20 protein-coding genes are annotated in these 24,637 nt (G+C 51.8%); 7 read left to right on the top strand and 13 right to left on the bottom strand.

What is annotated here, in order from left to right:
* Positions 1-58 precede the first annotated feature (58 nt).
* From AACY82_RS01655 to AACY82_RS01630, 6 genes are read left to right on the top strand one after another with little or no spacing between them, the layout of a single operon-like run.
* Positions 59-1,018, top strand: a complete 960-nt coding sequence (locus tag AACY82_RS01655; RefSeq protein WP_339615020.1) for a MoxR family ATPase — start codon at positions 59-61, stop codon at positions 1,016-1,018.
* A gap of 9 nt (positions 1,019-1,027) precedes the next feature.
* Positions 1,028-2,002, top strand: a complete 975-nt coding sequence (locus tag AACY82_RS01650) for a DUF58 domain-containing protein (protein WP_339615019.1) — start codon at positions 1,028-1,030, stop codon at positions 2,000-2,002.
* Positions 1,999-2,508, top strand: coding sequence for a DUF4381 domain-containing protein (locus AACY82_RS01645; RefSeq protein WP_339615018.1), 510 nt, complete (start codon positions 1,999-2,001; stop codon positions 2,506-2,508). Before AACY82_RS01650 ends, AACY82_RS01645 begins: the two co-directional genes overlap by 4 nt.
* The gene (locus AACY82_RS01640) at positions 2,501-3,550 is read left to right on the top strand and encodes a VWA domain-containing protein (RefSeq protein WP_339615017.1); all 1,050 of its coding nucleotides are present in this window, start codon (positions 2,501-2,503) and stop codon (positions 3,548-3,550) included. Before AACY82_RS01645 ends, AACY82_RS01640 begins: the two co-directional genes overlap by 8 nt.
* Positions 3,547-5,544, top strand: a complete 1,998-nt coding sequence (locus AACY82_RS01635) for a VWA domain-containing protein (protein WP_339615016.1) — start codon at positions 3,547-3,549, stop codon at positions 5,542-5,544. The genes AACY82_RS01640 and AACY82_RS01635 overlap by 4 nt, the downstream gene beginning before the upstream one ends.
* Before the next feature lie 24 nt (positions 5,545-5,568).
* Positions 5,569-7,281: a BatD family protein gene (locus tag AACY82_RS01630; RefSeq protein WP_339615015.1), complete on the top strand. Its 1,713-nt coding sequence runs from the start codon at positions 5,569-5,571 to the stop codon at positions 7,279-7,281.
* Positions 7,282-7,284: 3 nt separating this feature from the next.
* On the opposite strand, the gene mdoH is transcribed toward AACY82_RS01630, so the two are convergent.
* The 7 genes from mdoH to ectA all read right to left on the bottom strand — a co-directional run bounded on the left by mdoH (position 7,285) and on the right by ectA (position 15,965).
* The gene (mdoH, locus tag AACY82_RS01625; protein ID WP_339615014.1) at positions 7,285-9,159 is read right to left on the bottom strand and encodes a glucans biosynthesis glucosyltransferase MdoH; all 1,875 of its coding nucleotides are present in this window, start codon (positions 9,157-9,159) and stop codon (positions 7,285-7,287) included.
* A gap of 28 nt (positions 9,160-9,187) precedes the next feature.
* The gene (locus AACY82_RS01620) at positions 9,188-10,822 is read right to left on the bottom strand and encodes a glucan biosynthesis protein G (RefSeq protein ID WP_339615013.1); all 1,635 of its coding nucleotides are present in this window, start codon (positions 10,820-10,822) and stop codon (positions 9,188-9,190) included.
* A gap of 368 nt (positions 10,823-11,190) precedes the next feature.
* Positions 11,191-12,114, bottom strand: coding sequence for a tetratricopeptide repeat protein (locus AACY82_RS01615; RefSeq protein WP_339615012.1), 924 nt, complete (start codon positions 12,112-12,114; stop codon positions 11,191-11,193).
* Positions 12,102-13,538: an aspartate kinase gene (locus tag AACY82_RS01610; RefSeq protein ID WP_339615011.1), complete on the bottom strand. Its 1,437-nt coding sequence runs from the start codon at positions 13,536-13,538 to the stop codon at positions 12,102-12,104. Before AACY82_RS01610 ends, AACY82_RS01615 begins: the two co-directional genes overlap by 13 nt.
* Before the next feature lie 102 nt (positions 13,539-13,640).
* Positions 13,641-14,039, bottom strand: coding sequence for an ectoine synthase (locus AACY82_RS01605; RefSeq protein ID WP_339615010.1), 399 nt, complete (start codon positions 14,037-14,039; stop codon positions 13,641-13,643).
* A 69-nt stretch (positions 14,040-14,108) separates the two neighbouring features.
* Positions 14,109-15,383 (bottom strand): diaminobutyrate--2-oxoglutarate transaminase, encoded by a 1,275-nt coding sequence (gene ectB / locus AACY82_RS01600; protein ID WP_339615009.1) that lies wholly within the window; start codon positions 15,381-15,383, stop codon positions 14,109-14,111.
* 84 nt (positions 15,384-15,467) lie between these two features.
* A complete protein-coding gene (gene ectA, locus AACY82_RS01595; protein WP_339615008.1) occupies positions 15,468-15,965 on the bottom strand; it encodes a diaminobutyrate acetyltransferase in 498 nt (165 codons plus the stop codon).
* A 310-nt stretch (positions 15,966-16,275) separates the two neighbouring features.
* On the opposite strand from ectA, the gene AACY82_RS01590 reads away from it, so the two are divergent.
* Complete coding sequence (locus tag AACY82_RS01590; protein WP_339615007.1) at positions 16,276-16,773, top strand: MarR family transcriptional regulator; 498 nt, start codon at positions 16,276-16,278, stop codon at positions 16,771-16,773.
* Positions 16,774-16,964: 191 nt separating this feature from the next.
* Here AACY82_RS01590 and dnaE read toward each other — a convergent pair whose 3' ends face one another.
* The 6 genes from dnaE to lpxD all read right to left on the bottom strand — a co-directional run bounded on the left by dnaE (position 16,965) and on the right by lpxD (position 24,636).
* The gene (dnaE, locus tag AACY82_RS01585) at positions 16,965-20,468 is read right to left on the bottom strand and encodes a DNA polymerase III subunit alpha (protein ID WP_339615006.1); all 3,504 of its coding nucleotides are present in this window, start codon (positions 20,466-20,468) and stop codon (positions 16,965-16,967) included.
* An 8-nt stretch (positions 20,469-20,476) separates the two neighbouring features.
* A complete protein-coding gene (gene rnhB / locus AACY82_RS01580) occupies positions 20,477-21,082 on the bottom strand; it encodes a ribonuclease HII (protein WP_339615005.1) in 606 nt (201 codons plus the stop codon).
* 11 nt (positions 21,083-21,093) lie between these two features.
* On the bottom strand, positions 21,094-22,287 hold the full coding sequence (gene lpxB, locus AACY82_RS01575; RefSeq protein WP_339615004.1) for a lipid-A-disaccharide synthase: 1,194 nt from the start codon (positions 22,285-22,287) through the stop codon (positions 21,094-21,096).
* 8 nt (positions 22,288-22,295) lie between these two features.
* Positions 22,296-23,072 (bottom strand): acyl-ACP--UDP-N-acetylglucosamine O-acyltransferase, encoded by a 777-nt coding sequence (gene lpxA, locus AACY82_RS01570; RefSeq protein WP_339615003.1) that lies wholly within the window; start codon positions 23,070-23,072, stop codon positions 22,296-22,298.
* An 18-nt stretch (positions 23,073-23,090) separates the two neighbouring features.
* Positions 23,091-23,528 (bottom strand): 3-hydroxyacyl-ACP dehydratase FabZ, encoded by a 438-nt coding sequence (gene fabZ, locus AACY82_RS01565; protein WP_339615002.1) that lies wholly within the window; start codon positions 23,526-23,528, stop codon positions 23,091-23,093.
* Positions 23,529-23,607: 79 nt separating this feature from the next.
* The gene (gene lpxD / locus AACY82_RS01560; RefSeq protein WP_339615001.1) at positions 23,608-24,636 is read right to left on the bottom strand and encodes a UDP-3-O-(3-hydroxymyristoyl)glucosamine N-acyltransferase; all 1,029 of its coding nucleotides are present in this window, start codon (positions 24,634-24,636) and stop codon (positions 23,608-23,610) included.
* Between the last annotated feature and the right edge of the window lies 1 nt (position 24,637).

The raw sequence follows: 24,637 nt of genomic DNA, 5'->3' as shown, positions 1-24,637 counted from the left end.
CCGCAACGGCTCTATACCGCACACATAAACTGACAAAATATAAACGAAGGTTTATCCCATGCAGCCACAACAGCACATCGAAGCCCTAACCCACTGGCTTAACGATCAAATTGTTGGTCAACCCCACTTAGTCCAGCGCCTATTGATCGCGCTACTCGCCGATGGCCATTTATTGGTTGAGGGCGCTCCGGGGCTGGCAAAAACCAAGGCGATTAAAACCCTGGCGGACGCCATTGAAGGCGATTTTAATCGTATCCAGTTTACTCCGGACCTATTGCCGGCCGATGTCACAGGCACCGACATTTACCGCCCCGAACACGGCAGCTTTGAATTCCAAGCCGGCCCGATCTTTCACAACCTAGTTTTGGCCGATGAAATTAACCGCGCACCGGCAAAAGTGCAGTCAGCCCTGCTAGAAGCAATGGCCGAGCGCCAGGTGAGCGTGGGCAACAAAACCTACCCGCTACCACCGCTTTTTATGGTGATGGCCACCCAAAACCCCATTGAGCAAGAGGGGACTTACCCGCTCCCCGAGGCTCAGCTCGACCGGTTTTTACTGCACGTCAATGTTGATTACCCCGACATTGCCGCCGAGCGCAAAATCTTGGCGATTATCCGCGCCGAGGCCAGCGCCACCGCAGCGACACCACCACCGCCGATTAGCCAAGACACTATTTTAAACGCACGACGTGACATTCTCTCGCTACATTTGACCGATGCCGTAGAGGAATACATCGTCCAGCTCATCAACGCCACCCGGCGCCCCGGGGACTACAGTGAAACTCTCGCAGGACAACTAGAATATGGCGCCAGCCCCCGGGGCACCATCGCCCTAGAACGCTGCGCCCGTGCCCACGCCTGGCTCGCCGGTAAGGATTACGTTAGCCCCGACGACGTTGCTGCGGTAATTCACGACTGCCTGCGCCACCGGTTAATCTTGAGCTTTGAAGCAGAAGCCGCCGGCACCACAGCCAACGATGTCATCGATCAGCTGCTAGCCAGCGTACCAGTTGCCTAAGGTTTATTTATGGGTGCCAATAAGCCAGCGATTAACGCACTAGGCCGAGCCCAAGGCGCTTACTGCGACATGGGCAACTTGCTACGCGCGCGATTTGCCGCGCGGGAGCTAAACCTGTTTGCCCGTCGCCCGGCGCGCAGCATGCAAAGCGGCCGCCTGCGTACTCGGTTTCGCGGCCGCGGTGTCGATTTTGAAGAAGTTCGTTTGTATCAAGCCGGCGACGATATTCGCGCAATTGACTGGCGCGTTACCGCTCGCACCCAGGTCCCGCACACTAAGCTGTACAGCGAAGAGCGCGAGCGCCCCGTGTACATCCTCTGCGACCAGCGCCCCGACATGTTTTTTGGCAGTGTTAACTGTTTTAAATCGGTACTCGCCTGCCACATCAGCGCCCTACTAAGTTGGGCCGCCCTCGAAGGGGGCGACCGCCTTGGCGCACTCGTTTTTAACGATCAAGAATTTCGCGACCTACGCCCTAAGCGTAGCAAGCACACGGTGCTGGCAGGACTGCAACTGTTGCAATCGTTTAATCACCGATTAACCAGCCCCCTTGGTAGCGGGCCATTAACTCTGGCGCAAATGCTTAAAGACACACGTCGTATCGCCAAGCCCGGCTCAGCGCTATTTATTGTCAGTGATTTACACGATCTAGACGCCGAGGCTGAAAAGCAATTGTTTCACTTGCACCGACATTTAGATATCACCCTGATCCGCACTCACGACCCACTAGAGCACGCCATCAGCGGTAGCGGCCAGCTCACTATTACCAACGGCCACGATCGCCAACAGCTGCCGGTGGGCGACAAGCGTTTTCAAAGGCAGTATCGCGAGCTCAACCAACGCCGCGAGCAACAGCTTAGTGACACTACCGCGCGTCTGGGTCTGGAGGTAATCGACATTAGCACCAGTGACGACCCAGTCGAGCGACTACGCCAACGTTTTGGCCGGCAACAGCGACAATCGAGTAGCAAGCGCACACCATGAACCCAACCGATCCTCTGGCACAATTAAAAGATATTCACACCCCCGACCCCGTTGCCTGGTGGCCGCTGGCCCTAGGCTGGTGGGTGGTGATTTTTATTGGTGTGGCTTTACTTATCGCACTGATCCTGTGGGCGTTAAAACGTAAACGCCAGCGCCGCTACGTAACGCAAGCGCAAACTGAGCTGCAAGCTTTAGCCAATAGCAAACTCAACACAAACGAGTTTATCGCAGCGGTTAACGGCATACTTAAACGTGTAGCGCTGCATCGCAACCGAAACTATAAAATCGGGACCCTAAGCGGCCAAGCTTGGCTTGCCTACCTGGACCAATCGTTGGCAAAAAACTCAACAGCGTTTCGCGAAGGTTGCGGACGCGCATTGGGCGAGGCGGCCTATCAACCCTCTCCCGAGGTTGACCACAAAGCCGTTACCGCGCTGGCAAAGCGCTGGATAAGCCAGCACAAAATCAAAAACAACGTAACACCACAGGAGCACGCCCATGTTTGAATTCGGCTGGCTCTGGCTACTGGCCCTATTACCCGCCCCATTGCTAATGCGCTTTGTGCCCGCTAAGACACAAAATGATGCCGCTTTGCGTGTACCGTTTTTTAATCAGGTACACGGCATGGGGCAAAGCTCTCAGGGCGGCCGTAAAAATATCGCCAACTATTTATTGCTATGGCTTATTTGGGTGCTCTGCGTGCTTGCCGCCGCTGACCCGCGCTGGTTAGGCGAAGCGAAATCCCTGCCTTACACCGGTCGGGACTTAATGCTAGCGGTCGACATTTCAAAAAGTATGGATGAAAAAGACATGCTGCCTCCCGGCGTTACTAGCATGCAGTTTCAAAACCGCAGCTACAATCGCTTAGATGCTGTTAAAGCGGTGATTGGCGATTTTGCCCGGCAGCGTCAAGGAGACCGCTTAGGGTTAATACTATTTGCCGATCAAGCTTATCTACAAGCGCCACTGACGTACGACACGGCAACGGTTAACCAACTCCTGCAAGAGGCACAAATCGGTTTTGCCGGCGCCGCTACTGCCATTGGTGATGCCCTGGGTTTGGCTATTAAACGACTCAAAGATCGCCCCGAAGGCAGCCGTCGTATTATATTGTTAAGCGATGGTGCCAATACCGCCGGCCAAACAGAGCCCATGGACGCCGCGCAAAAAGCGCGAGATATGGGCGTAAAGATTTACACCATCGGCTTTGGCGCCGAAGAGCAAATCGTGCAAACCGCTTTTGGCCCGCGACGCTACAATCCCTCACGAGACTTAGATGAAGGAGCTTTGCAAGAGATCGCCGAGCTAACCGGCGGGCAATACTTTCGCGCCCGTTCGACCGAAGAGCTGGAGCTTATTCACAAGCGTCTCGACGCACTGGAGCCGATCGAGCTGGATGAGCTAAAAGTACGCCCCAGTAAACGACTGTTTTTTTGGCCGCTTGGATTGGCATTTCTACTAACCCTGTTACTCGCACTGCGCTTTATTCCGTTTGGTACGACAGCCGCTCGCACCAGTCATCGTCAAACCGCGGGAGCAGACTCATGAACTGGCTAACAGAGTTTCATTTTTTAAGACCTTGGGCACTGCTGCTTATCGTGCCTGTTGGCATCCTTGTCGCAGTCCTGTGGCGCACGCGGGCCAACCACTCGCGCTGGCAGCAATTAATTGCCCCCGAGTTGCTCACTCATTTAATCGATGGGGTTAGCAAAAAACAGTCGCGTTTAGGTGTTATCGCCGTCGCAAGTGCATTAGTGATTGCCTGCCTAGCATTAGCGGGGCCCGCGTGGGAACGCCAGAGCTCACCGGTACACCGCCAAGCCAACGCCCTTATTATCGCCCTCGACTTGTCTCCCTCAATGGTCGTAAAGGATGTTAAGCCGAGCCGATTAGTGCGCGCCCGGCTAAAAGTCGCCGAGCTACTTAAAGCGCGCGACGAAGGTGAAACCGCGCTCATCGTATACGGCGACGACGCCCATTTAGTGACCCCGTTAACTGACGACACCAAAACCATTGCATCCATGTTGCCCACGTTAACGCCCTCTATTATGCCTGTCCCCGGTAGCCGCCCAGAGGCAGCCATACAGCGGGCCTTAAAAATGTTTAGCGATGCCGGCTACGACCACGGCCACATTTTATTGGTCACAGATGAGGTGACAACCGATGCAGCGCATAATATCAACAAAACTTTAAAAAACACCGGTATTCGTTTGTTGATTTTGGGCGTTGGCACCGATGCTGGCGCCCCCATTCCCTCTGGTCGCGGTGGTTTTGTTCGCGATGCTAGTAACGATGTGGTGATCGCCCGTTTAGGCAGCGCCCGATTGCAAAAACTCGCGCAGAATAACGGCGGACGTTACATTACCAACACCGTCGACCAGCAAGATATCGACTACCTAAACCCTGCTGGCAGTCTTTTAGAGCGGCCAAAGGATGACAACACGCGCAACCAAAAAATGGATCAATGGCTCGATCGCGGTCCGTGGTTGGTACTGCTATTACTGCCACTATTACTGTTAAGCTTTCGTCGCGGCACGGTTGTGGCCATATTAATGTTGCCTTTATTGGCCGTCCAGTCACCTCCCTTACAGGCACAAGCGTTAGAGAGCCCTATTTTAAACAAGGCCTTTTTAACGCCAGACCAGCGCGGGGCCAAAGCACTGAGTGATGGTGATACCGCTAGCGCAGCCGAAGCGTTTAAAGATCCGCTATGGAAAGGTACAGCGCAATACCGCGCCGGTAACTTTGAGGCTGCCGCCAACAGCTTTGCCCAGTATGACAGCCCACTGGCCCACTACAACCGGGGCAATGCTCTGGCCCGCGCTGGTAAATTAGACGAAGCACTGACTGCCTACAAACAAGCACTAAAAGCAGACCCGGAAATGACCGACGCCAAGGCCAACAAGGCACTCGTAGAGCAGCTCAAAGAACAACAAAAACAGCAAGAACAACAGAGTCAGCAGCAACAAGATCAATCCGGGCAAAACTCGTCACAATCTGAGCAACAACAATCACAAAACTCGCAGCAGGATCAGCAGCAAAGCGAGCAAAATAGCGAGAGTGACAACAGCAGTGCTGACTCTCAATCTGGAGCCAACTCCTCATCCGGCTCGCCCTCAGACCCACAGGATAAGCCGGGGCAATCCGATCCGCAAAACTCTGCAGCCTCCTCAGATCCGTCTCAGGGCGAGGCCGAACAAAACACACAAAACGGCGACGGGCAATCGTCCTCTGCCAACTCACAAAGCGCTCAAGATCAAGCGCAAAGCGAACAACAAACCTCTAGCGCCAGCTCCGGCGCTAACACTGGCGAGAATACTGGAGAAGACGGTGAAGGTGAGCAAGAAATCGAGGCCCAGGCACAACCACTGACGCCTGAAGAGCAAGAGGCTCGCCAAGCTACCGAACAATGGCTACGGCAAATACCGGATGATCCGTCTGGGCTGCTGCGCAATAAATTTCGCTATGAATACAACCAACAACGCCAGGATCGGCAACAGAAAAAGCTGAACACGTTTGGCAACTCTGAACAACGCTGGTAACAACCGATGAGTAGAAGTAAGACTATGACCCAACCACTGGTTTTAAGCGCTAACTTTTTGCGGCTGCTGGTACTACTGGCCGTCTGCGTCGCCGGCATCAGCATTTCGGCTGAGGCGGCTAGCGCCACCTTAAGTGCCGAGGCGGACCGCACGCAAATCAACATAAACGATCAACTGAACGTTAAGTTTCGGTTGCGCGGCGGCAGCCAGAACTCCGAGCCTGATTTCTCGCCAGTACAAGAAGACTTTGAAATACTCTCAACGTATCGCAGTCAGCGATCGACCAATATCAACGGCAAACACGACGCGTTTTTTGAGTGGACCTTAACCCTTGCCCCTAAACGCCGCGGCGAGCTAATTATTCCCAGTATCCGCACCGGAAGCGCCCAATCAGAGTCTATCGCCATTTCCGTCAGTGATGCGCCAGAAAACCCAGCGGCCGCCGGTGCGGAGCTTTTTATGACGCTCGAACCGAATAAAAGCAGTGTCTATGTTCAAGAACAAGTGCTACTCAACGCTAAGATTTATTCAAGACAGAATTTTGACGCCCAAGAAATAGAAGACTTCACACTAGATGACGCGCTAGTTGAGGCAATTGCCGAGAATAAATACGTAACCGAGGTGGGCGGTACACCCTATGCTGTTTATGAGCTAACCTTTGCTCTTTACCCACAAAAAAGCGGCACCTTGACCCTGCCCTCACTCGATTACGCAGTGCGCTTGCGCTCACGCCGCCAATCAATACTCAGCTTTGGTGGCGGCGATGTTAGACGCGGGCGCAGCTCACCCACCGAGCTTGAAGTAAAACCTATACCGGCGACCAATGGTAACGGACCGTGGCTACCCGCCAGTTCAATCAGTTTGACTCAGCATTTTAGTCACGATACCGAATCGCTCACCGCCGGTGAACCTATTACACGCAGCATTACCTTAAAGGCCGAGGGTTTACACCCAAGCCAACTGCCGCCTATTGCAACACCCGATGTAGCGGGGTTTAGTACTTACGCTGACAAACCTCAAACCCAAGAGCGTCGCTCTGAAACGGGGTTAAGCAGTGAGCGCACAGACACCATTGCCATGGTGCCCAGTGAGGCTGGCCGTAAAACCTTGCCGCCAATAGAGCTCAAGTGGTTTAACACCACAACCGGTGAATTTGAAACCGCCCGCTTACCGGCAACGCAAACGAAAACAGCAATGCCGGTAGGTGGCAATACTCCTGCGGCGGCGGCAACGCCGCCCAAGCCGACAGCGACATCATTAAGCGGTGCCCCACAAACCGCCACGGGCTATCAATATGGCGCCGTTTCACGCTATCTCATTATTTCACAAGCGATCACGTTAATACTGCTTGTGATCGTTACAGCGCTCTATCTGCGCGCGCGGAGCAGTCAGCCGCAACAAATAAAATCGTCCGACAAACAAGATCACAATTTGTGGCGAGCAATTAAAAAAGCGGGAGCAAAGCACGACTTACCAGAACTGCGCAGCGCACTTTTGCGGTGGGCCCAGATGCACTATTCCCAGCCGATCAATCGTCTTGAGCGAATCGCTGGCTTTGCTACAAACGCTGAGCATGAGGAAGAGCTATTGCGGCAGTTACGGGCACTGGATCAAGCGATTTACCGCCCTAATAACAGTGAGTTTGACCCGGGTAAATTACTGCCTTTGATTCAAAAGCTGCGCGTACAAAAGCGCGACGCGTCGAACTCGCCCCTTGCGCCTTTGTACCCCAGCTAGCGGTTATTTCGCAAAGCTCTGAATCGGCATATCCCGCCAGCGCGAAGCGGGCAATGCCGGCTCGGGTACATCTGGGTATACCTCGTTTTGGCCGCTTAGCGTAACGCTTAAATCAGATAACACCTTAGGCTCTTGGGCCTCCGAGGGTGCAATAAAAATACCTAAGTTTCGCAACCACTCACCCAGAGCTAAGCTGCTGCTGTAACGCACAATAGGTGCCGCCAACACTAACCCGGCCAGCACCGGCGTCATCCACCAGAAAAACACCGGCGTTAACACATAGGTCAAGGCACCCCAAATAATGGCGACCAAGGTGGCGGGAAATGTGTGCCCAAAAGCTTCGCCCCAAGGAACCATACGCCCCTCTCGCGCCTGAGCATTCCAGCTCACCTTATGACCAATTAACACGGATACGACAAAGTAAGCGTGAAACACCATCATTAATGGTGCGATTAAAATAGCAAACACCGTTTCAATCAGCGAGCCCATTAAAAGCCGTAACGTGCCACCGAACTGGGCGCGTCTTTGCTGTAACGCGATCACCACGCCAAAAACTTTGGGAAGAATTAACAGAGCCACCGTTAAACTCAACAGAGAAAAAATCAAACCCGTTTTAGCGATGGGCCAATTGGGAAACATCTGAAAGCCCGCGGTGAAAAACACATTGCTTGATAACGCCCGGACGACCGCATCAATACTGCTAAGCGCCAGCATCATTAGCCACAACAAGGACGAGCCATAAGCCACCGCCCCCAGCAAAAAGTGTAAGCGGCTAACACCGTGCAATCGCGAACCTGTCAGCAACGCCAAGTGTTGCATATTGCCCTGCACCCAGCGGCGATCCCGCGTCGCGTAATCCAACAGATTACTGGGTACTTCTTCATAGCTACCACGGAGGTCGGCCAACAGCACCACGCTCCAACCTGCGCGACGCAATAAGGCCGCCTCGACAAAATCGTGGCTTAAGATTTCGCCACCAAAAGGACCGCGACCGGTTAGCTCGGGTAAACCGCAGTGTTGCATAAAGGGCTCAATCCGGATAATCGCGTTATGCCCCCAATAGTTGGCCGTATCGGTTTGCCAAAAGGCTAAACCAGTCGCCAACATTGGGCTGTATAAATCGGCCGCAAACTGTAAAAACCGGCCGAACATTGTGTGCTGCCGCACGGGGATCGGCACTGTCTGTACCAGCGCAGCGTTGGGGTTTTGCTCAATAGCGTGAACCAGCGACAGCATGCACTCGCCGGTCATCACGCTATCGGCGTCCAAGACAATCATCGACTCGTACTTATCCCCCCAGCGACAACAAAAATCGCTCACATTGCCAACTTTACGGCCGCTATTATCCGTTCGCCGACGGTAGTTTACGCGCGCCGCCAGCGGCCCTAACCGCCGGCAAAGCTGCTGCCAAGCACCGGCTTCGGCCCGGGCAAGCTCTGCGTCTTGGGTATCGCTCAGCAGGTAAAAATCAAAAGCATCGAGCTGACCGGTAGCCTCAAGCGAGCGCAAGCTGACTTCGAAACCCGAAATAACGCGGGCGGTATCCTCGTTGTACACCGGCATAATAACCGCTGTGCGAGTCGCAACACGGGGCTCGGGATTTGGCACCGAGGACTGCCGGCGCAAGCTAAGTGGGTCGAGCCGCATTAACTGCAACACAAACCCTATCGCGCCACTGGTAAAGGCAAAGACAATCCACAAAAAGGTGATGCCAAACAACAGCAACAAGCTTATCTCTAATAGGGTTACCCCATTGGGCCGAAGAATTTCAAACATCATACCGATGCCTAACCCTCCGAGCATAAACACCAGACTAAAAAACAACACCCGACGCCCTAGGATGCCCGACATAGAAATTTCAGCTTGTTTCGCTGGCACACATGACTCCTGCTGTTTGGTTGATGCCTCACTGCACACTGTCGGGATACCAGACATAGCTCCATACCTCACTCAGCTGTTGATCGCGCATTGTTAATGACACCTGCATATCGGCAGGCCCTTCGCCTTCGGGAATCAGGGTAAACGCCACACGCCACATTCCTTTAACCGGCAGCGGCTCAACGACGATGTGTGTGATCTCCCCGCCCATGGCGCTCACTTTTGCCTTCAGCTTGGCCTCGGTAGAGATGTTGTCTAATTCACCGCCGGTAAAATCAATAGCGAATTTGCGATGCGTTCGCGGCGGGCCATCCTCTTGTCCCGGGATCGCCGCCCAACCAGTACGGGTTCGCTCGACCTGAGCCAACCCTTGGCTCGGCAAGCGCTCTTCAAAGGTACGCAACTGATACGAAAACAAGTGCTCTGTGTTTGGCGCTAATGGTTGCTTAGGTACCCAGTAGGCGACAATATTGTCATTGGTTTCGGAGTTGGTGGGAATCTCCACCAATTCTACCCGACCCTCGCCCCACTCGCCCTTAGGGGTGACCCATAAACTGGGGCGGTCCGAGTAGTGCGCCTCGGCGTCAAGGTAACTGTTGAACTCCCGATCCCGCTGTAACAAACCGAACCCCTTGGGGTTGGTATCTTGTAACGAGGACACACGCAGCGATTTGGGGTTGCTCAGAGGCCGCCATATCCAGTCGCCTTGTGAGCTGTTAAGCAGTAAACCATCCGAGTCGTGTATCTCAGGGCGAATATCATCGACGTAGTTGGTACTGTTTTCACCGTGGTGAAACATACTGGTTAGTGGTGCCACACCAACTTTGTTGATCTCGGTCCTAGGATACAAGACAGCATCCACATCGACGACGGTTGGCGCACCGGGCGCTAAGGTAAAGCGATAAGCACCACTGATAGACGGGCTATCCATCAGCGCGACTACCGTCATGGTCGTTTGTTCTTTGTCGGGTTGTAACAACCAAAAATCCCGAAATACCGGAAACTCTTCACCACTGCTCTCGGCTGTATCGATCGCCAAACCGCGAGCCGACAAGCCATACACTTGACCGGGGCCCACTAAACGAAAATAAGTCGCACCTTGAAAGACCACAAACTCGCTTTTACGATCTGCCTCATTGAGTGGATAATGCACGCGAAAACCAGCAAAACCAAGGTCCTCCGTCACAGCATCCATCACTGGTTTGGCCTGATCGCCATAGCGAAAATATTCGGACTTAAACGGGACACGAGTATTGCTTCCCGCTTTGTCGACAGTGGTAATTGTTACGGGCTCATTGTAATAAAAGCCGGGGTGAAAAAATTGAACTTCAAACAATGAGTCTCGCTGCCACAAGCCCGCCTCGCGGCGAAAGTGTATCGAGCGATACTGCTCGTAGTTCATGGCAGCCAATGCCTCTGGCACATTGTGGTCGGGCTTTTGGTAAGGCTTGTCAGCCAGAGCCTGGGCGCGCTCTTTAACCGTCGCAAACACCACATCGGGTGTATTAGCGGTCGCCTCTGGCGCAGATTGGGCAGCGCTTGGTAGCGATAATCCAGTTAACGCAAGGCACGTAAAAAACAACGTACCGTAAAAAAGTCGTTTTAACACAGAGGTGAGCTCAAGCTCCCCCTGCTCGCGATAACTGTGCGACGCATCACTCATAGTTCAGTCCCGAATCAGATATTGATATACGATAACCTTGAGTCCAAGATCAATCAGAAACCTATCGAGAGCAATTTGCTTGCCAGTTAAGATGCCCGCCACATTTGCGTGCAAAAGAGCGCAGCCCGCCACAAAAGCGAGCAAATTTGTGCGCTAAAGCACAGAAGGAATAGAGATTAAGCCCGCGGCTCTTTAGCCGTAGTGGACACGACGTTGTAGCTCTTACATACCCTTGTAGAGTTGGGTAAGGGTTGCACTAAGGGGCGGGAATTATACGCTCTGAGAAAGGCTAAAAACCTGAGAACGAGGCACACCTGTGTTGTGCTTCGGTCTAGGTTCGAAGCACAACAAGATTAAAAGCACCTCGTTTAATTTGACAATAACGCTTTAAATTCTTCAAGCTCGTACAGGGGCTCTAACGCGGGGTCTTCCATAACCGTTTGTCGATAACTATCGGCGCGCTCTAGGGTTTCGCGCAAGTAGTGAATCGCCTGATCGTGATTGCCCAGCATAGTTTTAGCACAGGCCAACTGATAAAACGCGTGGGCATTATCGGGGTCGATGGTCAGAGCATGCTGGCATAAGTTAATAGCCCACTGCACCTCACCTAACTCTAGCACCTCGTCCGCTTTGTAGGTTAAAGCCTCACAGTCATCTGGCCGCATTTCTAAGATTTGATCGTAAATCGCAATTTTATTGGCTGAGAGCGTTTCTTGGGCAGCCTTTAGCCACAGGGAGTGTAATTCCTGGGTGCGCTCAATCTCTTCCCGGTTTTCGTCAATATGCTGGGTTTTTTGCGTCAGCTGGTGCTCAATTAAACGTAAACGTTTTTCGTAGGTCTCAACAAGCTTGCCGACTTCTTCATCGGCAATTTTATTCATACGCTCTTTAATATCACGCACGGAGGTCCAGCCTACTAACACCAGGATCGAACTGACGCCGGCGATAAGATAAAAGAAGTAGGTGATCGTATTGGTGGCGTAGCTAACACCGCGGTCGATAGACTCGACGTGGCGGTCAACCAGCTTCTCGGTCAACTCTATACGCTGGGCGGCCATCTCGGTGCGCAGAGCCTTCAATTCATCCAGCATGTACCGTTCAATAAACGGGCTGTACATTGCCTCGTCTAGGTTTTCGACGGTTTCTCTTAAGGTTTTATCAACATCAGGGCCCGCAACTGACGATGGGGCCACTTGGGCCCCATCGTCAGTATTATCTGTGGTGTCGTCCGCGTGAGCGCCTAAGGCGCTCAACACCAACCACATCAGCGCGCCGAAGGTTAAGCCGCGCATATGGCGTCCCCGTGATCATGGACTTCAATCAGGCAGCGATGCAAGCTTTGCACCGCCAGATCATAATCGTCTTCATTGAGAATAAACTGCATATCCACCTGTCTTATAGATTGGTGCATGGCGAGAATACTGATATTCACCTCACTCAGTGCCGATACGGTTTTGGCCAGCATGCCCGGAACCTTCATATCGCTACCAATCGCCGAGACGACCGCGACCTTGCGAGTATTAATCTCGGCATCCGGGTAAGCCTCTTCAAGCACCCGCCGAATACGGTTAACCGTTTTTAAATTTGCGGCCACATAATGGGTAATGGTATTGGCATTAATATCTTTACTCACCACGTGCGCTTTGTAGCGTGCAATGGTTTTCAGTATAGCCGAATCGTAACTATCAATGTTGCCCATCATGTCCTGATCGAACAACTCAATCGAGTAAACCCGGCGGCGGCCGGCAATAATCTCGACCCTAGGGGTATCACTTACGTAATCACCGGTAATCAAGGTGCCGGAATGCTCGGGCTCGAAGGTATTCATCACCCGCAAGGGAATATCCGCCTGACGCAAGCCTTTTGCCGCGCGAGGGTGAATTGCCTCCATGCCCAAATTGGCTAACTGGTCAGCAACATCGTAATTAGTGCGCCCAATGGGTACCACTTTATCGGCGCCCACCAAACGTGGGTCGGCACTGCTCAAGTGGTACTCTTTATGGATAATCGCCTCACGTGCGCCAGTAATTACGGCGATACGGCTGAAGGTCATCTCGCTGTAGCCGCGATCAAAACTGGCCATTAAGCCATTGTCGCAGTGCGTATAACCGGTAGCGATAAGCAACTCAGTGTCATAGTTAACACCGGCAAACGACTGGCTAATCATAGTGTCAAGATTCTCAGCCCCTTCCGCCTGCCAACCCGACAAATCGATAAAGCGTGCATTAATACCATCACGCTGTAGCAAATGCGCCATATTCCACGCACTGTGAGCCTCACCGATACTGGCAAGCATCTCGCGCACAGTAAACAGGTGTGCTTGCAATTCAAAATGGCCGTGCTGACACAGGCGTTGTAAGTCAGTCAGCACACGCTCAGCGTCACTCAGACGACCCGAGATAAACTCGTCCGCCTGACGCCCAAGCTCAGTCTCGCCAAACAGCTCAAGGTTAATAGCAAACATTTTATCACGCAGAGTTTCAAAGGCTTCATGCCACTCGTCATCATTGCTAGTGTTGGCGAACAGGCCATAAACACCTGGCTTGCCGTTGCTTTTGTTTTCCAGCAATAGGTCAGTCATGCCACCGTAGGCCGAGACGACAAACACCCGGTTATAGATGTCGTTGCTGTTGTTTCCTTTTAAGATGACGTTATCGCGCACCGCCGAGTATTCACTCATGGAGGTGCCACCGATTTTCTCTACTGTATGGTTCATACTATTACCCTTGCAATGCCAGTGACTGAGTGGAACAAAAACGAAACAACCAGGGCTTAATTAAGCCATAACTTTAAGCCCTGGCTATTATCAGCTGTGACTTCAGTCTGAAACTTCTTCGGCATCTAACTCATACGCGCCTTCAGCATTGTGCACCTCTTTACCGTGCAAGGGCGGGTTAAATACACACGCCATTTTCATTTCTTCATCGGCGCGAAGAATGTGTTTATCATTTAAGTTCAAGTTATAAACGGTGCCGGGCGCAATTTGGTACACCTTACCGTCGGCAACGGTTTCCACCGAGCCGTAACCGCTAATGCAGTACACAGTCTCCAGGTGGTTTTGGTAGTGCAGGTGCAACTCAGCATCGCGATAAATAGTCGTGATATGAAACGAAAAACCCATGCCATCGTTTTTTAATAACAAGCGGGTGCTGTCCCAGCCCTCTGATACAATTTTACGATCGGTTTTTTCCGCGTCTTTTAAGTGTCTAACAATCATTGCTCACTCCTACAAAATCTATTAAAAATGGCGGCTAGAAGCCGCCAATCGAAATACGTTAATCACGTATTATGATGCTTTTTTTAATTTCTCGTCAGCGAATACTTCAGCAAAGCTCTGCTCGAGCTTATCCAGCCCCTCAGAAAGCGCTTCCGTCGCAATCGTTAATGGACAAAAACATTTAACGATTTGACTGTGATTACCTGAGGTTTCAATCACCAGACCATTTTTAAACGCTTGTGCGCAGACCTTGCCCGCCAGCTCGCCAGTACGGCAATCAATGCCCTGCATTAAACCGCGACCTTTGAGTCCCAGAGCAATACCACCGTGAGCATCAATAATCTTCTTGAACCGCTTGGTGACCAGCTCGGCTTTTTCTTGCACTGCCAGCTCCAGCTTATTGTCACTCCAGTAGTGCTCAATAGCCGCCGCTGCGGTAACAAACGCGTGGTTGTTGCCACGGAACGTACCATTGTGCTCGCCCGGCTCCCACTGATCCAATTCTGGCTTAATCAATACCACTGCGAACGGCAGGCCATAAGCGCTAAGTGATTTAGACAGAGTGATGACATCTGGTTTAATACCCGCTTTCTCAAAGCTAAAGAAAGTACCAGTGCGACCACAGCCTGCCTGAATATCATCCAAAATCAACAAAATACCGTGCTTTTTACAAAGCTTATCAACCGCCTGCAACCACTCGTTAGTAGCGACGTTAAGACCGCCCTCACCTTGCACAGCTTCAAGAATCATTGCCGCAGGCTTATCGATACCACTGGATGGGTCTGACAACAGCTTATCCATCATTTTCACAGTGTCGACATCACGGCCGTAATAGCCACAAAATGGCATGCGATCAACATCACATAAAGAAACGTTAGCGCCGCCCCGGTGATGCTGATTACCGGTTACCGCTACAGCGCCCAAAGAGCAGCCGTGAAAACCATTAGTGAAAGAAATAATATTACTGCGACCGGTAATTTTACGAGCAATTTTTAACGCCGCCTCTACCGCATTGGTACCGGTTGGGCCGGTAAACTGCACAACATATTCCATATCGCGAGGGGCTAAAATTTTATCGCGGAAAACCTCAAGAAAGTTGCGCTTGGCATCGCTGTGCATATCCAAGCCGTGGGTAATCCCGTCTTCAGCGATATAATCAACCAACGCCTGCTTGATGTTGTCGTTGTTGTGGCCATAGTTCAAAGAACCCGCACCCGAGAGAAAATCGATGTAACGCTCGCCCGAGTCAGTGTAGAGATAGCAGTCTTTAGCCTTGTTAAACACTACCGGAAACGATCGCGCGTAAGACTGAACTTCTGATTCCATCTCGTCAAAAATCTTCATGCTATATCCTCAAATAAGTAATCTTTTGCAAAAATTCGCGTAGTAAATGGCAGGCCTAACGACTCCGCCCCAACTGCCCTAGCGTTAGCGCTTAAAAGGGCCGATAACCAAGCGGTGCTCATCGTCGTGAACACCTCCAAAATGCTGTTCTTTCTCGAAGTAGACGTCGCTGTTCAACTCGGCTTGTAAGTCCCGGGCCAAGGATTTAAATACTCCCCACGACGCTTCGTTGTCGGGCGTGATCGTGGTATGCATATGAGTCACCCGCTCGCAGGCGTCGCTGGCTAGCTGAGCCTTCACCAACTTTTTGGCAAGTCCTAAACCTCGAGCCGCCGGGTCGACGACGATTTGCCAAACAAACAGTACGTTAGGCTCTTTAGGGAGCACATAGCCTGAGGCAAAGCCCACCATTTGCTCACCTTTAAAGGCCGCTATTGCCGTATCGGCAAAGTGCGAGCACTGCAGGAGGTTGCAGTAAATCGAATTGGGGTCGAGCGGCGGATTGGCCGCAACCAACTGATTTAATGCATAACCATCGGCGGCAGTGGGGTGGCGCAATAAAACTGTGTCTGAATCACTCATAACTAATGCATTCCCCTGAAAACTAAATTAAACGATAAACCCCAAACGATGACGAAATGTCGCGCTTAGCAGTGGCACCTCTTGATTATTGCCTTATTTCGTCGTTAATCGAGCGAGACAAGCAAAATATTTGTTTAGTGGTCTAAGTTTTAATGTATAGTACACTAAGTACTTTGGTAAGTCCAGAGACACTCTACTCCATCGAGGCACTACTATGGCCAATGCAGCGAACTATCCAATAGATGCAGAAATATTAGGACTCGAAGCAAAAACTGCTTATAATTTCGCACTTTCCAACCAGAGAACCGCAATGGATAAAATAGAAGAGGTGCTGGTATCACTGCGCCGCGTTATTCGCGCCACTGACCTACACTCAAAAAAGCTGGTTAAAACGGCTTCGGTAACGGGGCCGCAGCTATTGCTTATGCAAATACTGCAAAATAAAGGCGATATGACCATTAGCGAACTGGCCCGAGACATGAGCTTGTCCCAAGCCACGGTGACCACCGTGCTCGACCGTTTAGAAAAGCGCGAGCTGATAACACGGGTGCGATCGCAGCAAGATAAACGTAAAGTCTACCCACAGCTGACTCACAAGGGCAGCAAAATACTGGAAAGTGCCCCAACAGCCCTGCAAGACGACTTTGTCAGGCGCTTTAAGAACTTGAATGACTGGGAGCAAGGGATGATTATTGCGTCACTGCAACGAGTCGCCGAGATGATGAATGCCGAAACCCTAGACGCCTCCCCCTTCCTGGATGTTGGGGCCCTAGATCGCGGCGAAATAGAAAAAAACGAGCACAACTAACCGGGCATAGCCCACACTGTACGGCGCGAACAGCGCTATATGTAGATTAAGATAAACCGCCTAGGTTGCAAGCGTGCATTCAAATATTGCTTAGTGCACTAATACTCTTTTAGACAAGGTTACCTGCCTCTACAGCCATTAGAGTACTAAGCATTTACCTTTCAACCGCTACTTTACTAATCCTTTTTTCATTAGCGGTAGTCAAGCCGCACGCTACTGGCACCAAAGTCATCTCGCAATCGTTGCAGCAGCTCATCCTCTGGGCGCACGCACCATTGAGCCCCCAGCCGCAACTGGCAACGAGCATCTGAGCGCTGATAAGCGATCACAATCGGACACCGGCCATCGCGATACGGCTCAAGGCATTCGCGCAAGCGCGACGAGGCATTTGCCCCCAGCTCGCCGGCGTTAAGGGATAAGCACAATGCGCGGGCTTTCTCTTGACGTACCTCAGCTAAATTACGGACCGCATCGGCACGCATCTTGAGGCTATTACTGTACTCATCGTGGCTAACTTGTCCCTCAACCAGCAACAGTGCGTCTTTGACTAATAGCTCTCGACACTCGTTAAAAGTATCCGAGAACACGGCAATCTCAATACGCCCGGTGCGATCATCCAGTGTAATGAACGCCATTGTGTCGCCACGCTTGGTTTTCATGGTGCGTGTTGCCACCACTAAACCGCCGATGCGCTGACTGCTTTTGTCTGGTGTAATATTGGCAATTCGCGAAGAGACTAAAAAGTTGATCTCTTGGTCGTACTCATCGATTGGGTGACCGGTCAGGTAAAGACCGAGTGTCTCGTTTTCAGCCGTGAGACGCTCCTTCATCGACCAAGGGCGCACGCGGGCAAAATCTCGGTATGCGTCTTCCGCACTAGTCGCGGCGGGCACGACATCGCCAAACAAATCGACCATACCCGCGCTGGCATTGGCTGCACTTTGCTCGGCCGCTTTAACGGCCTCGGTTATCGCGGCAAACATTACCGCCCGGTCATGATCCAAACTGCGGCTCGGCCCAAGGTTGTCGGCCGCACCCGAGCGAATCAAAGCCTCTAGAGCTCGCTTGTTCACTTTGCGCGGGTCGATGCGAGCACAGAAATCAAACAAATCTTTAAATGGACCGCCGCTTTCACGAGCCTGGATAATACTATCGACAGGCCCCTCACCCAGCCCTTTAATAGCGCCAAGCCCGTAAATAACATTGTTGTCGTCATCAACCGTGAACTTTAATTCACCACGGTTTACATCGGGGGGTAGTAGCGTCAGCCCCATAGTGCGACACTCTTCGATAAAGGTCACAACTTTATCGGTTTTATCCATGTCCGAGCTCATAGTCGCCGCCAGAAAATGCGCGGGATAATGAGCTTTTAGCCAAGCGGTTTGATACGACACCAGCGCGTAAGCGGCCGAGTGCGACTTGTTAAAACCGTAGCCGGCAAATTTTTCTACCAGATCAAAGATCTTCATCGCCAGATCAGGATCAATGCCCTTGCCTTTTGCACCCTCGGCAAAAAATTCTCGCTGCTTGGCCATCTCTTCGAGCTTTTTCTTACCCATGGCACGACGCAGCAAATCTGCACCGCCCAAGCTGTAACCGGCCAGCTCCTGAGCGATTTGCATTACCTGCTCTTGATAAACAATAACGCCGTAGGTTGGTTTAAGAATCGGCTCCAAACATTTGTGCTGATATTTGGCGTCGGGATACGCGACTTCGGCTTTACCGTGTTTTCGGTTTACAAAGTCAGTCACCATCCCCGAATCCAGTGGCCCCGGCCGAAACAAAGCCACCAGTGCAATCATGTCCTCAAGGTTATCTGGCTTTAAGCGCTTGATAAGATCTTTCATACCGCGCGATTCCAGCTGAAACACAGCGGTGGTTTCGGCGCGCTTAAGCAAATCGAACGTGGGCTTATCGTCTAACTCAATCGTCGTAATATCTAGCGGGGGCTGATCTGCTTTCGCCCGCTGGGCATTGATCATCTCTAGCGCCCAGTCGATAATAGTAAGAGTACGCAGCCCCAAGAAGTCAAACTTTACAAGCCCGGCATCTTCAACATCATTTTTATCGTATTGCGTCACCAACCCTTTGCCGGATTCGTCACAGTAAAGCGGCGAGAAATCAATCAGCTGATTAGGGGCAATAACCACACCACCGGCGTGTTTACCCACGTTGCGCGTTAAGCCTTCGAGCTTAACCGCCATATCCCAAATCTCTTGCGCATCGCCGTCGGTCTCGAGCAGCTCGCGCAGTATATCGACCTCCTCTAACGCCTGCTTCAGCGTCATCCCCGGAGTTGGCGGAATCATCTTCGAGAGTTTATCGGCCAAGCCATAAGACTTACCCAGCACCCTTGCCACGTCGCGCACCACAGCTTTTGCCGCCATAGTACCGAAGGTGATAATCTGGCTCACCGCCTCGCGGCCATAGGCTTCAGCCACGTAACTAATAACGCGGTCGCGATTTTCCATGCAGAAGTCGACGTCAAAGTCAGGCATCGATACCCGCTCTGGATTCAAAAATCGCTCGAACAGTAAATCATATTGCAGCGGATCAAGATCGGTAATCTCTAGCGAATAGGCAACCAATGAACCGGCACCCGAACCACGCCCTGGCCCCACGGGAATACCGTTTTCTTTCGCCCAGCGAATAAAGTCCATTACGATGAGGAAGTAACCGGGGAAACCCATCTGCAGGATAATATCCAGCTCGAACTGCATTCGCTCGCGATACACCTGATAACGCTCGGCGTAATCCGCCGCCGCTTTATCCAGGATTTTCTCAAGCCGCATATCCATGCCATCTAGGCAGACTTTTTTGAAAAATTCGTTTTCCGTCATCCCATCCGGAATGGGATATTGTGGCAAAAAGTATTCACCGAGCTGAATATTGACCGTGCAGCGCTTGGCGATTTCTACCGAGTTTTCAAGGGCTTCTGGAATATCGCTAAACAACTCCCGCATTTCGTCTGCCGAGCGCAAATACTGTTGCTCGGAGTAACGACGCTCTCGCCGCGGATCATCCAGAGCCCGCCCCTCAGCAATGCACACCCGAGCCTCGTGCACTTCAAAATCATCACTCTGCAAAAAACGCACATCGTTAGTGGCCACCACAGGGCACTGCACTTCATCGGCCAATGCGACCGCTGCGTGCAAGTACGACTCCTCGTACTCGCGTCCGGTTCGCTGCAACTCCAAATAAAAACGTCCCGGAAACTCTCTCATCCAGTGAGCAAGCTCAGTCCGCGCCTGGGCATTACGCCCCGACAACAGTGACAAGCCAATGTCACCTAAGCGCCCACCCGACAACGCGATCACACCGCCGGAAAACTCACTAACCCAACCTCGCTCTACATACGCAACACCCTGTTGCTGACCTTTTTGATAGGCACGGGATATAAGCGCAATAATGTTTTTATAGCCAGCATCGTTCATCGCCAGCAACGTAATAAGAGTTGGCTTCGCTTCCGAATCGACGCCATTAATAAAAAAGTCACAGCCAACTATTGGCTTAATACCCTGCCCTTGCATGGCCTTATAAAACTTTATTAAGCCATAGAAATTGGTTTGGTCAGACACGCCGCACGCTGGCATACCCAACTCTTTTAAGCGTGCCGCCAAAGGCTTAATACGAATTAAGCTATCCGATAACGAATACTCTGTATGCAGCCGGAGATGTACAAATTGTGCAGTCATAAATACCGTTAAAAAATAGTTAATTGTTCTAGCTGTTGTTTAACCGGCGCAAACGAGCGGCGGTGTATATCACTAACCCCCAAGGTTGCCAACGCTTGCATATGCACCTTGGTCGGGTAGCCCTTATGCCCCGCAAACCCGTAACCTGGATACATTTTATCAAATGCTACCATTTCGGCATCACGGGTGACTTTTGCCAAAATGGAGGCGGCACTGATAGCGGCAACCCGGCTGTCGCCTTTAACTACGGCCTCGGCGGTGTAGCGCCACTTGGGGATTTTGTTGCCATCAACCAGAATGTGTTCTGGCTCAACCGACAAGCCTTCGACGGCGCGCCGCATAGCCAACAAGCTTGCTTGCAAAATATTTATCGAATCAATTTCGGCAACACTGGCGCGAGCAATACAATAACTCATAGCTCGCTCTTTGATGAGCGTAAAAAGGTGGTTTCGGCGTTTTTCAGTTAGTTTTTTGGAGTCATTAAGGCCCTCTATCGGTGCGCTAGGATCAAGTATAACCGCCGCCGCAACGACATCCCCCGCTAGCGGACCCCGGCCCACCTCATCAACCCCAGCGGCTAACACCCCGTTATAACAAGAGACAAACGGTTCCATGATATAAACCTCTAGGTCTGAGCGTGCTCTTCAATACGCTCTGAAGGCACAGCACCATCACCCTCAATTAATTTGACGATAGCCGCCGCGGCGGTGGCACTGGCATTGCAGCGCAAAGAGTCGTGCAGCTGAATAAACCGCTCTTTTAATTCAGCCACCTCTTGCGGATTGGCAAAAAACTCTAGCACTTGCGCAGCAATGGCCTCTGGAGTGGCGTCTTTTTGAATCAATTCAGGCACTAACTCTTCACCGGCCAATAAATTAGGCAGTGACACATAGGGCACCTTCAACATTGCTGAAATAATCTTGTACGATAACCAGCCCATTTTATAACTAACCACCATAGGCTTTTTCAGTAACATCGCCTCAAGGGCCGTTGTGCCAGATGCCAACACCACTGCATCTGCCGCCGCCATTACCTCGTGAGACTGGCCCTGTACTAACGTTACCGGCAGGTCGCTGTACTCACTTAGCTGCTGATGAATTTGCCGATACCGCTGGCCGCTGGCCGCTGGCAATACAAACCTAAGCCCTGGCCGTTGCTTTAAACACAAACGTGCGGCCTGGTAAAAAACCGGCCCTAGACGCTCGACCTCGCCCTGCCGGCTACCGGGCAACAATGCCACGACCGGGGTGTCTGTAGGCAAATCGAGTTTCAGCTTCTCCCGCGCCAGCGCGATATCCGTTTGAAGGGGAATATCATCAGCCAGTGTGTGCCCAACAAACTGCACAGGGACCGCTTGGTCCTGATAAAACTTTGCTTCAAACGGCAGCAGGGTCAACATCAAATCAACGGCACGACGAATTTTTTTAATGCGGCTCTGGCGCCACGCCCACACCGAAGGGCTGACGTAGTGAACCGTTTTTACACCACTGTCGTGCAACTTTTCTTCAAGGGTTAAATTAAAGTCGGGCGAGTCAATACCGATAAACACTGCTGGCTGTTGCTCACTAAAGTGCTCAACCAAAAAGCGGCGAATACGCAACAGCTCGGGCAGGCGTTTTAAGGGCTCAATCAGCCCCATAACGGCCAAGCGGTCTTGAGGAAAAAACGAGTGAAACCCTTCGGCCAGCATACGCGGCCCGCCGATACCAGCGAATTCAATATGCGGATAGTGTTTTTTTAGGGCACGAATTAAACCTGCCCCCAGAATATCGCCGGAGGCCTCTCCGGCAACGATGCCGACTTTCAGCGTCTGAGTCATAGCTCCGGTCAGCGGACGATGCCGCGTTTAGAGGTGGTCAAAGAGTCAATCATTGGCCTGATTGCCGGACACTCAAGCGCTAGCTGCTCAAGCTGCAATAGCGCTTCATCGACGGTTAATCCACGGCGGTAAATCACTTTAAACGCTCGGCTAACAGCCGCTATCTCATCTTTACTAAAACCGCGGCGGCGTAGGCCTTCAGCGTTGACGCTTTTTGCGGCCGCCGGCGCACCATTAACCAACACATAAGCTGGCACATCTTTACCTATGGCACACCCCATACCACTAAAGCTGTGGGCGCCAATATTGCAAAACTGATGGACTAAGGTAAAACCGCTTAAAATGGCCCAATCACCCACAACCACATGCCCGGCGAGCGAGGTATTATTCACTAATATACAGTGATCACCGAGCACGCTGTCGTGACCGATGTGAACGTAAGCCATGATCAGGTTGTGATTACCAATCGTCGTCTCAGAGCGATCCTGAACCGTGCCGCGATGAATGGTCACGCCCTCACGAATAATATTGTGATCGCCAATGACCAGCCTCGTCGGCTCGCCGTTGTACTTTAAGTCAGGGGTATCTTCGCCAACGGTAGAAAACTGAAATACTTGGTTGTTTTTACCAATTCGGGTCGGCCCTTTAATTACCACGTGGGAGGCAATAACACTTCCCGCCCCTATTTCAACATCGGGACCGATAATCGTCCAAGGGCCAACTCTCACATCATCAGCAAGCTTGGCATCTGGGTGAATAATTGCTTGGGGGGCTATCAAGGTCAACGCAATCCAGCCTCTTGGTTAGACTTTGCGATCAGCGCAAAGAATCGTCGCCGATGCCGCCAATTCGCCATCTACTGTCGCTTTACAGGCAAACTTCCAAACACCGCGTTTAGACGAAATAATTTGCGACTCCAGCTGCAAGCGATCACCGGGGATAACCTGCCGCTTAAAACGTACGTCATCGACTCCGGCAAACAAATAAATAGAGCCGTCTTGAGGTTTTTTATCCATGGTTTTAAAACCAAGTACACCTGATGCCTGGGCCAGAGCCTCCAAAATCAGGACACCGGGAAACACCGGAAACTCGGGAAAGTGCCCGTTAAAAACATCTTCATTGATGGTGATATTTTTATAGGCGACGATAGACTCGCCCTCCACCAATTCCACCACACGATCAACCAAAAGCATCGGGTAGCGGTGCGGAAGGTATTCTCGAATTTCGTTTACGTCCATCATTTTTTTTGTGGCCTTATTAGCACTAATACGCAGGTTGATCCACCACCCGGCACCTTATAAGTGCCGCTTTTTTGGTAGATTATTTATTCCGGTCGCTCTCCAGGGCTTTAACCCTAGAGGCAATATCGTTGAGCTGATTGAAGCGGACAGCATTTTTACGCCACTCGCGGGTGTCAATGGCGCTGCTTCCAGAGCTGTAACTGCCAGGCACTGTAATCGATTTAGTGACCATCGTCATGCCAGTGATGTGCACATTATCGGTCACTTCCAGATGACCAACAATACCCACTGCGCCGGCCAAGGTGCAGTTACGGCCAATGATGGTACTGCCAGCCAAGCCGCAGTTTGCAGCAATAGCGCTATTTTCACCAATACGACAGTTGTGCGCGATATGCACCTGATCGTCAATTTTGACCCCGTCGCAAATAACAGTATCATCCAGCGCGCCGCGATCAATCGTCGTCGATGCACCTATCTCGACTCGATTGCCAATTGTGACGCCGCCCAGCTGATGAATTTTACACCAACCACCTTCGCCATCCGGTGCAAAGCCAAAACCATCTGCCCCAATCACGCAGTTGCTATGCAGGAGGGAGTCGTCGCCGATAACCACACCGTGATAAATTGAGGCATTGGCCGCAATGCGGGTACGCGCTCCAATCAGCACATCCGCACCGATGTAGCACCCCGCACCTATAATAGCGTCGTCCGCAATGACAGCCTTGCTGTCAATCACCGCGTTTGCACCAACACTCACATTCGCGCCAATCTGGGCATCAGACGCAACAACAGCACTGGCGTGCACCGAGCGCTGGATCGTGTCGCCACTTACATCAAATAGCTTACTTAGGCGGGCATAGGCGAGATAAGGGTTTTCAACCAAGAGCTTGACGCCGCTGTAGTGCTCGGCATCAGCCGGCCGCAATATAACGGCACCCGCCTTACAAGCTGGCAGGTGCTTTAAGTAGGCGGCGCCCGCTAAAAAGGTGATCTGATCATCTTTAGCCGCAGCCAAACCAGCAATGCCGGTTATCACTAAACCGGCATTGCTGGCATCAATCTCAGCGCTTAGGTAGTCCGCCAGCTGGCGGAGGGTGTAGTTAGTCACT

The sequence above is a fragment of the uncultured Gilvimarinus sp. genome (assembly GCF_963972205.1).
Taxonomy (GTDB): Bacteria; Pseudomonadota; Gammaproteobacteria; order Pseudomonadales; family Cellvibrionaceae; genus Gilvimarinus; species Gilvimarinus japonicus.
Note: the sequence above shows the minus strand (reverse complement) of the source record. Positions and strands in the feature narration are given on the sequence as shown.

Coding starts and splice junctions, on each gene's coding strand:
- AACY82_RS01655 (WP_339615020.1), top strand. CDS start 59: ATGCAGCCACAACAGCACATCGAAGCCCTAACCCACTGGCTTAACGAT.
- AACY82_RS01650 (WP_339615019.1), top strand. CDS start 1,028: ATGGGTGCCAATAAGCCAGCGATTAACGCACTAGGCCGAGCCCAAGGC.
- AACY82_RS01645 (WP_339615018.1), top strand. CDS start 1,999: ATGAACCCAACCGATCCTCTGGCACAATTAAAAGATATTCACACCCCC.
- AACY82_RS01640 (WP_339615017.1), top strand. CDS start 2,501: ATGTTTGAATTCGGCTGGCTCTGGCTACTGGCCCTATTACCCGCCCCA.
- AACY82_RS01635 (WP_339615016.1), top strand. CDS start 3,547: ATGAACTGGCTAACAGAGTTTCATTTTTTAAGACCTTGGGCACTGCTG.
- AACY82_RS01630 (WP_339615015.1), top strand. CDS start 5,569: ATGACCCAACCACTGGTTTTAAGCGCTAACTTTTTGCGGCTGCTGGTA.
- AACY82_RS01620 (WP_339615013.1), bottom strand. CDS start 10,822: ATGAGTGATGCGTCGCACAGTTATCGCGAGCAGGGGGAGCTTGAGCTC.
- AACY82_RS01615 (WP_339615012.1), bottom strand. CDS start 12,114: ATGCGCGGCTTAACCTTCGGCGCGCTGATGTGGTTGGTGTTGAGCGCC.
- AACY82_RS01610 (WP_339615011.1), bottom strand. CDS start 13,538: ATGAACCATACAGTAGAGAAAATCGGTGGCACCTCCATGAGTGAATAC.
- AACY82_RS01605 (WP_339615010.1), bottom strand. CDS start 14,039: ATGATTGTTAGACACTTAAAAGACGCGGAAAAAACCGATCGTAAAATT.
- ectB (WP_339615009.1), bottom strand. CDS start 15,383: ATGAAGATTTTTGACGAGATGGAATCAGAAGTTCAGTCTTACGCGCGA.
- ectA (WP_339615008.1), bottom strand. CDS start 15,965: ATGAGTGATTCAGACACAGTTTTATTGCGCCACCCCACTGCCGCCGAT.
- AACY82_RS01590 (WP_339615007.1), top strand. CDS start 16,276: ATGGATAAAATAGAAGAGGTGCTGGTATCACTGCGCCGCGTTATTCGC.
- dnaE (WP_339615006.1), bottom strand. CDS start 20,468: ATGACTGCACAATTTGTACATCTCCGGCTGCATACAGAGTATTCGTTA.
- rnhB (WP_339615005.1), bottom strand. CDS start 21,082: ATGGAACCGTTTGTCTCTTGTTATAACGGGGTGTTAGCCGCTGGGGTT.
- lpxB (WP_339615004.1), bottom strand. CDS start 22,287: ATGACTCAGACGCTGAAAGTCGGCATCGTTGCCGGAGAGGCCTCCGGC.
- fabZ (WP_339615002.1), bottom strand. CDS start 23,528: ATGATGGACGTAAACGAAATTCGAGAATACCTTCCGCACCGCTACCCG.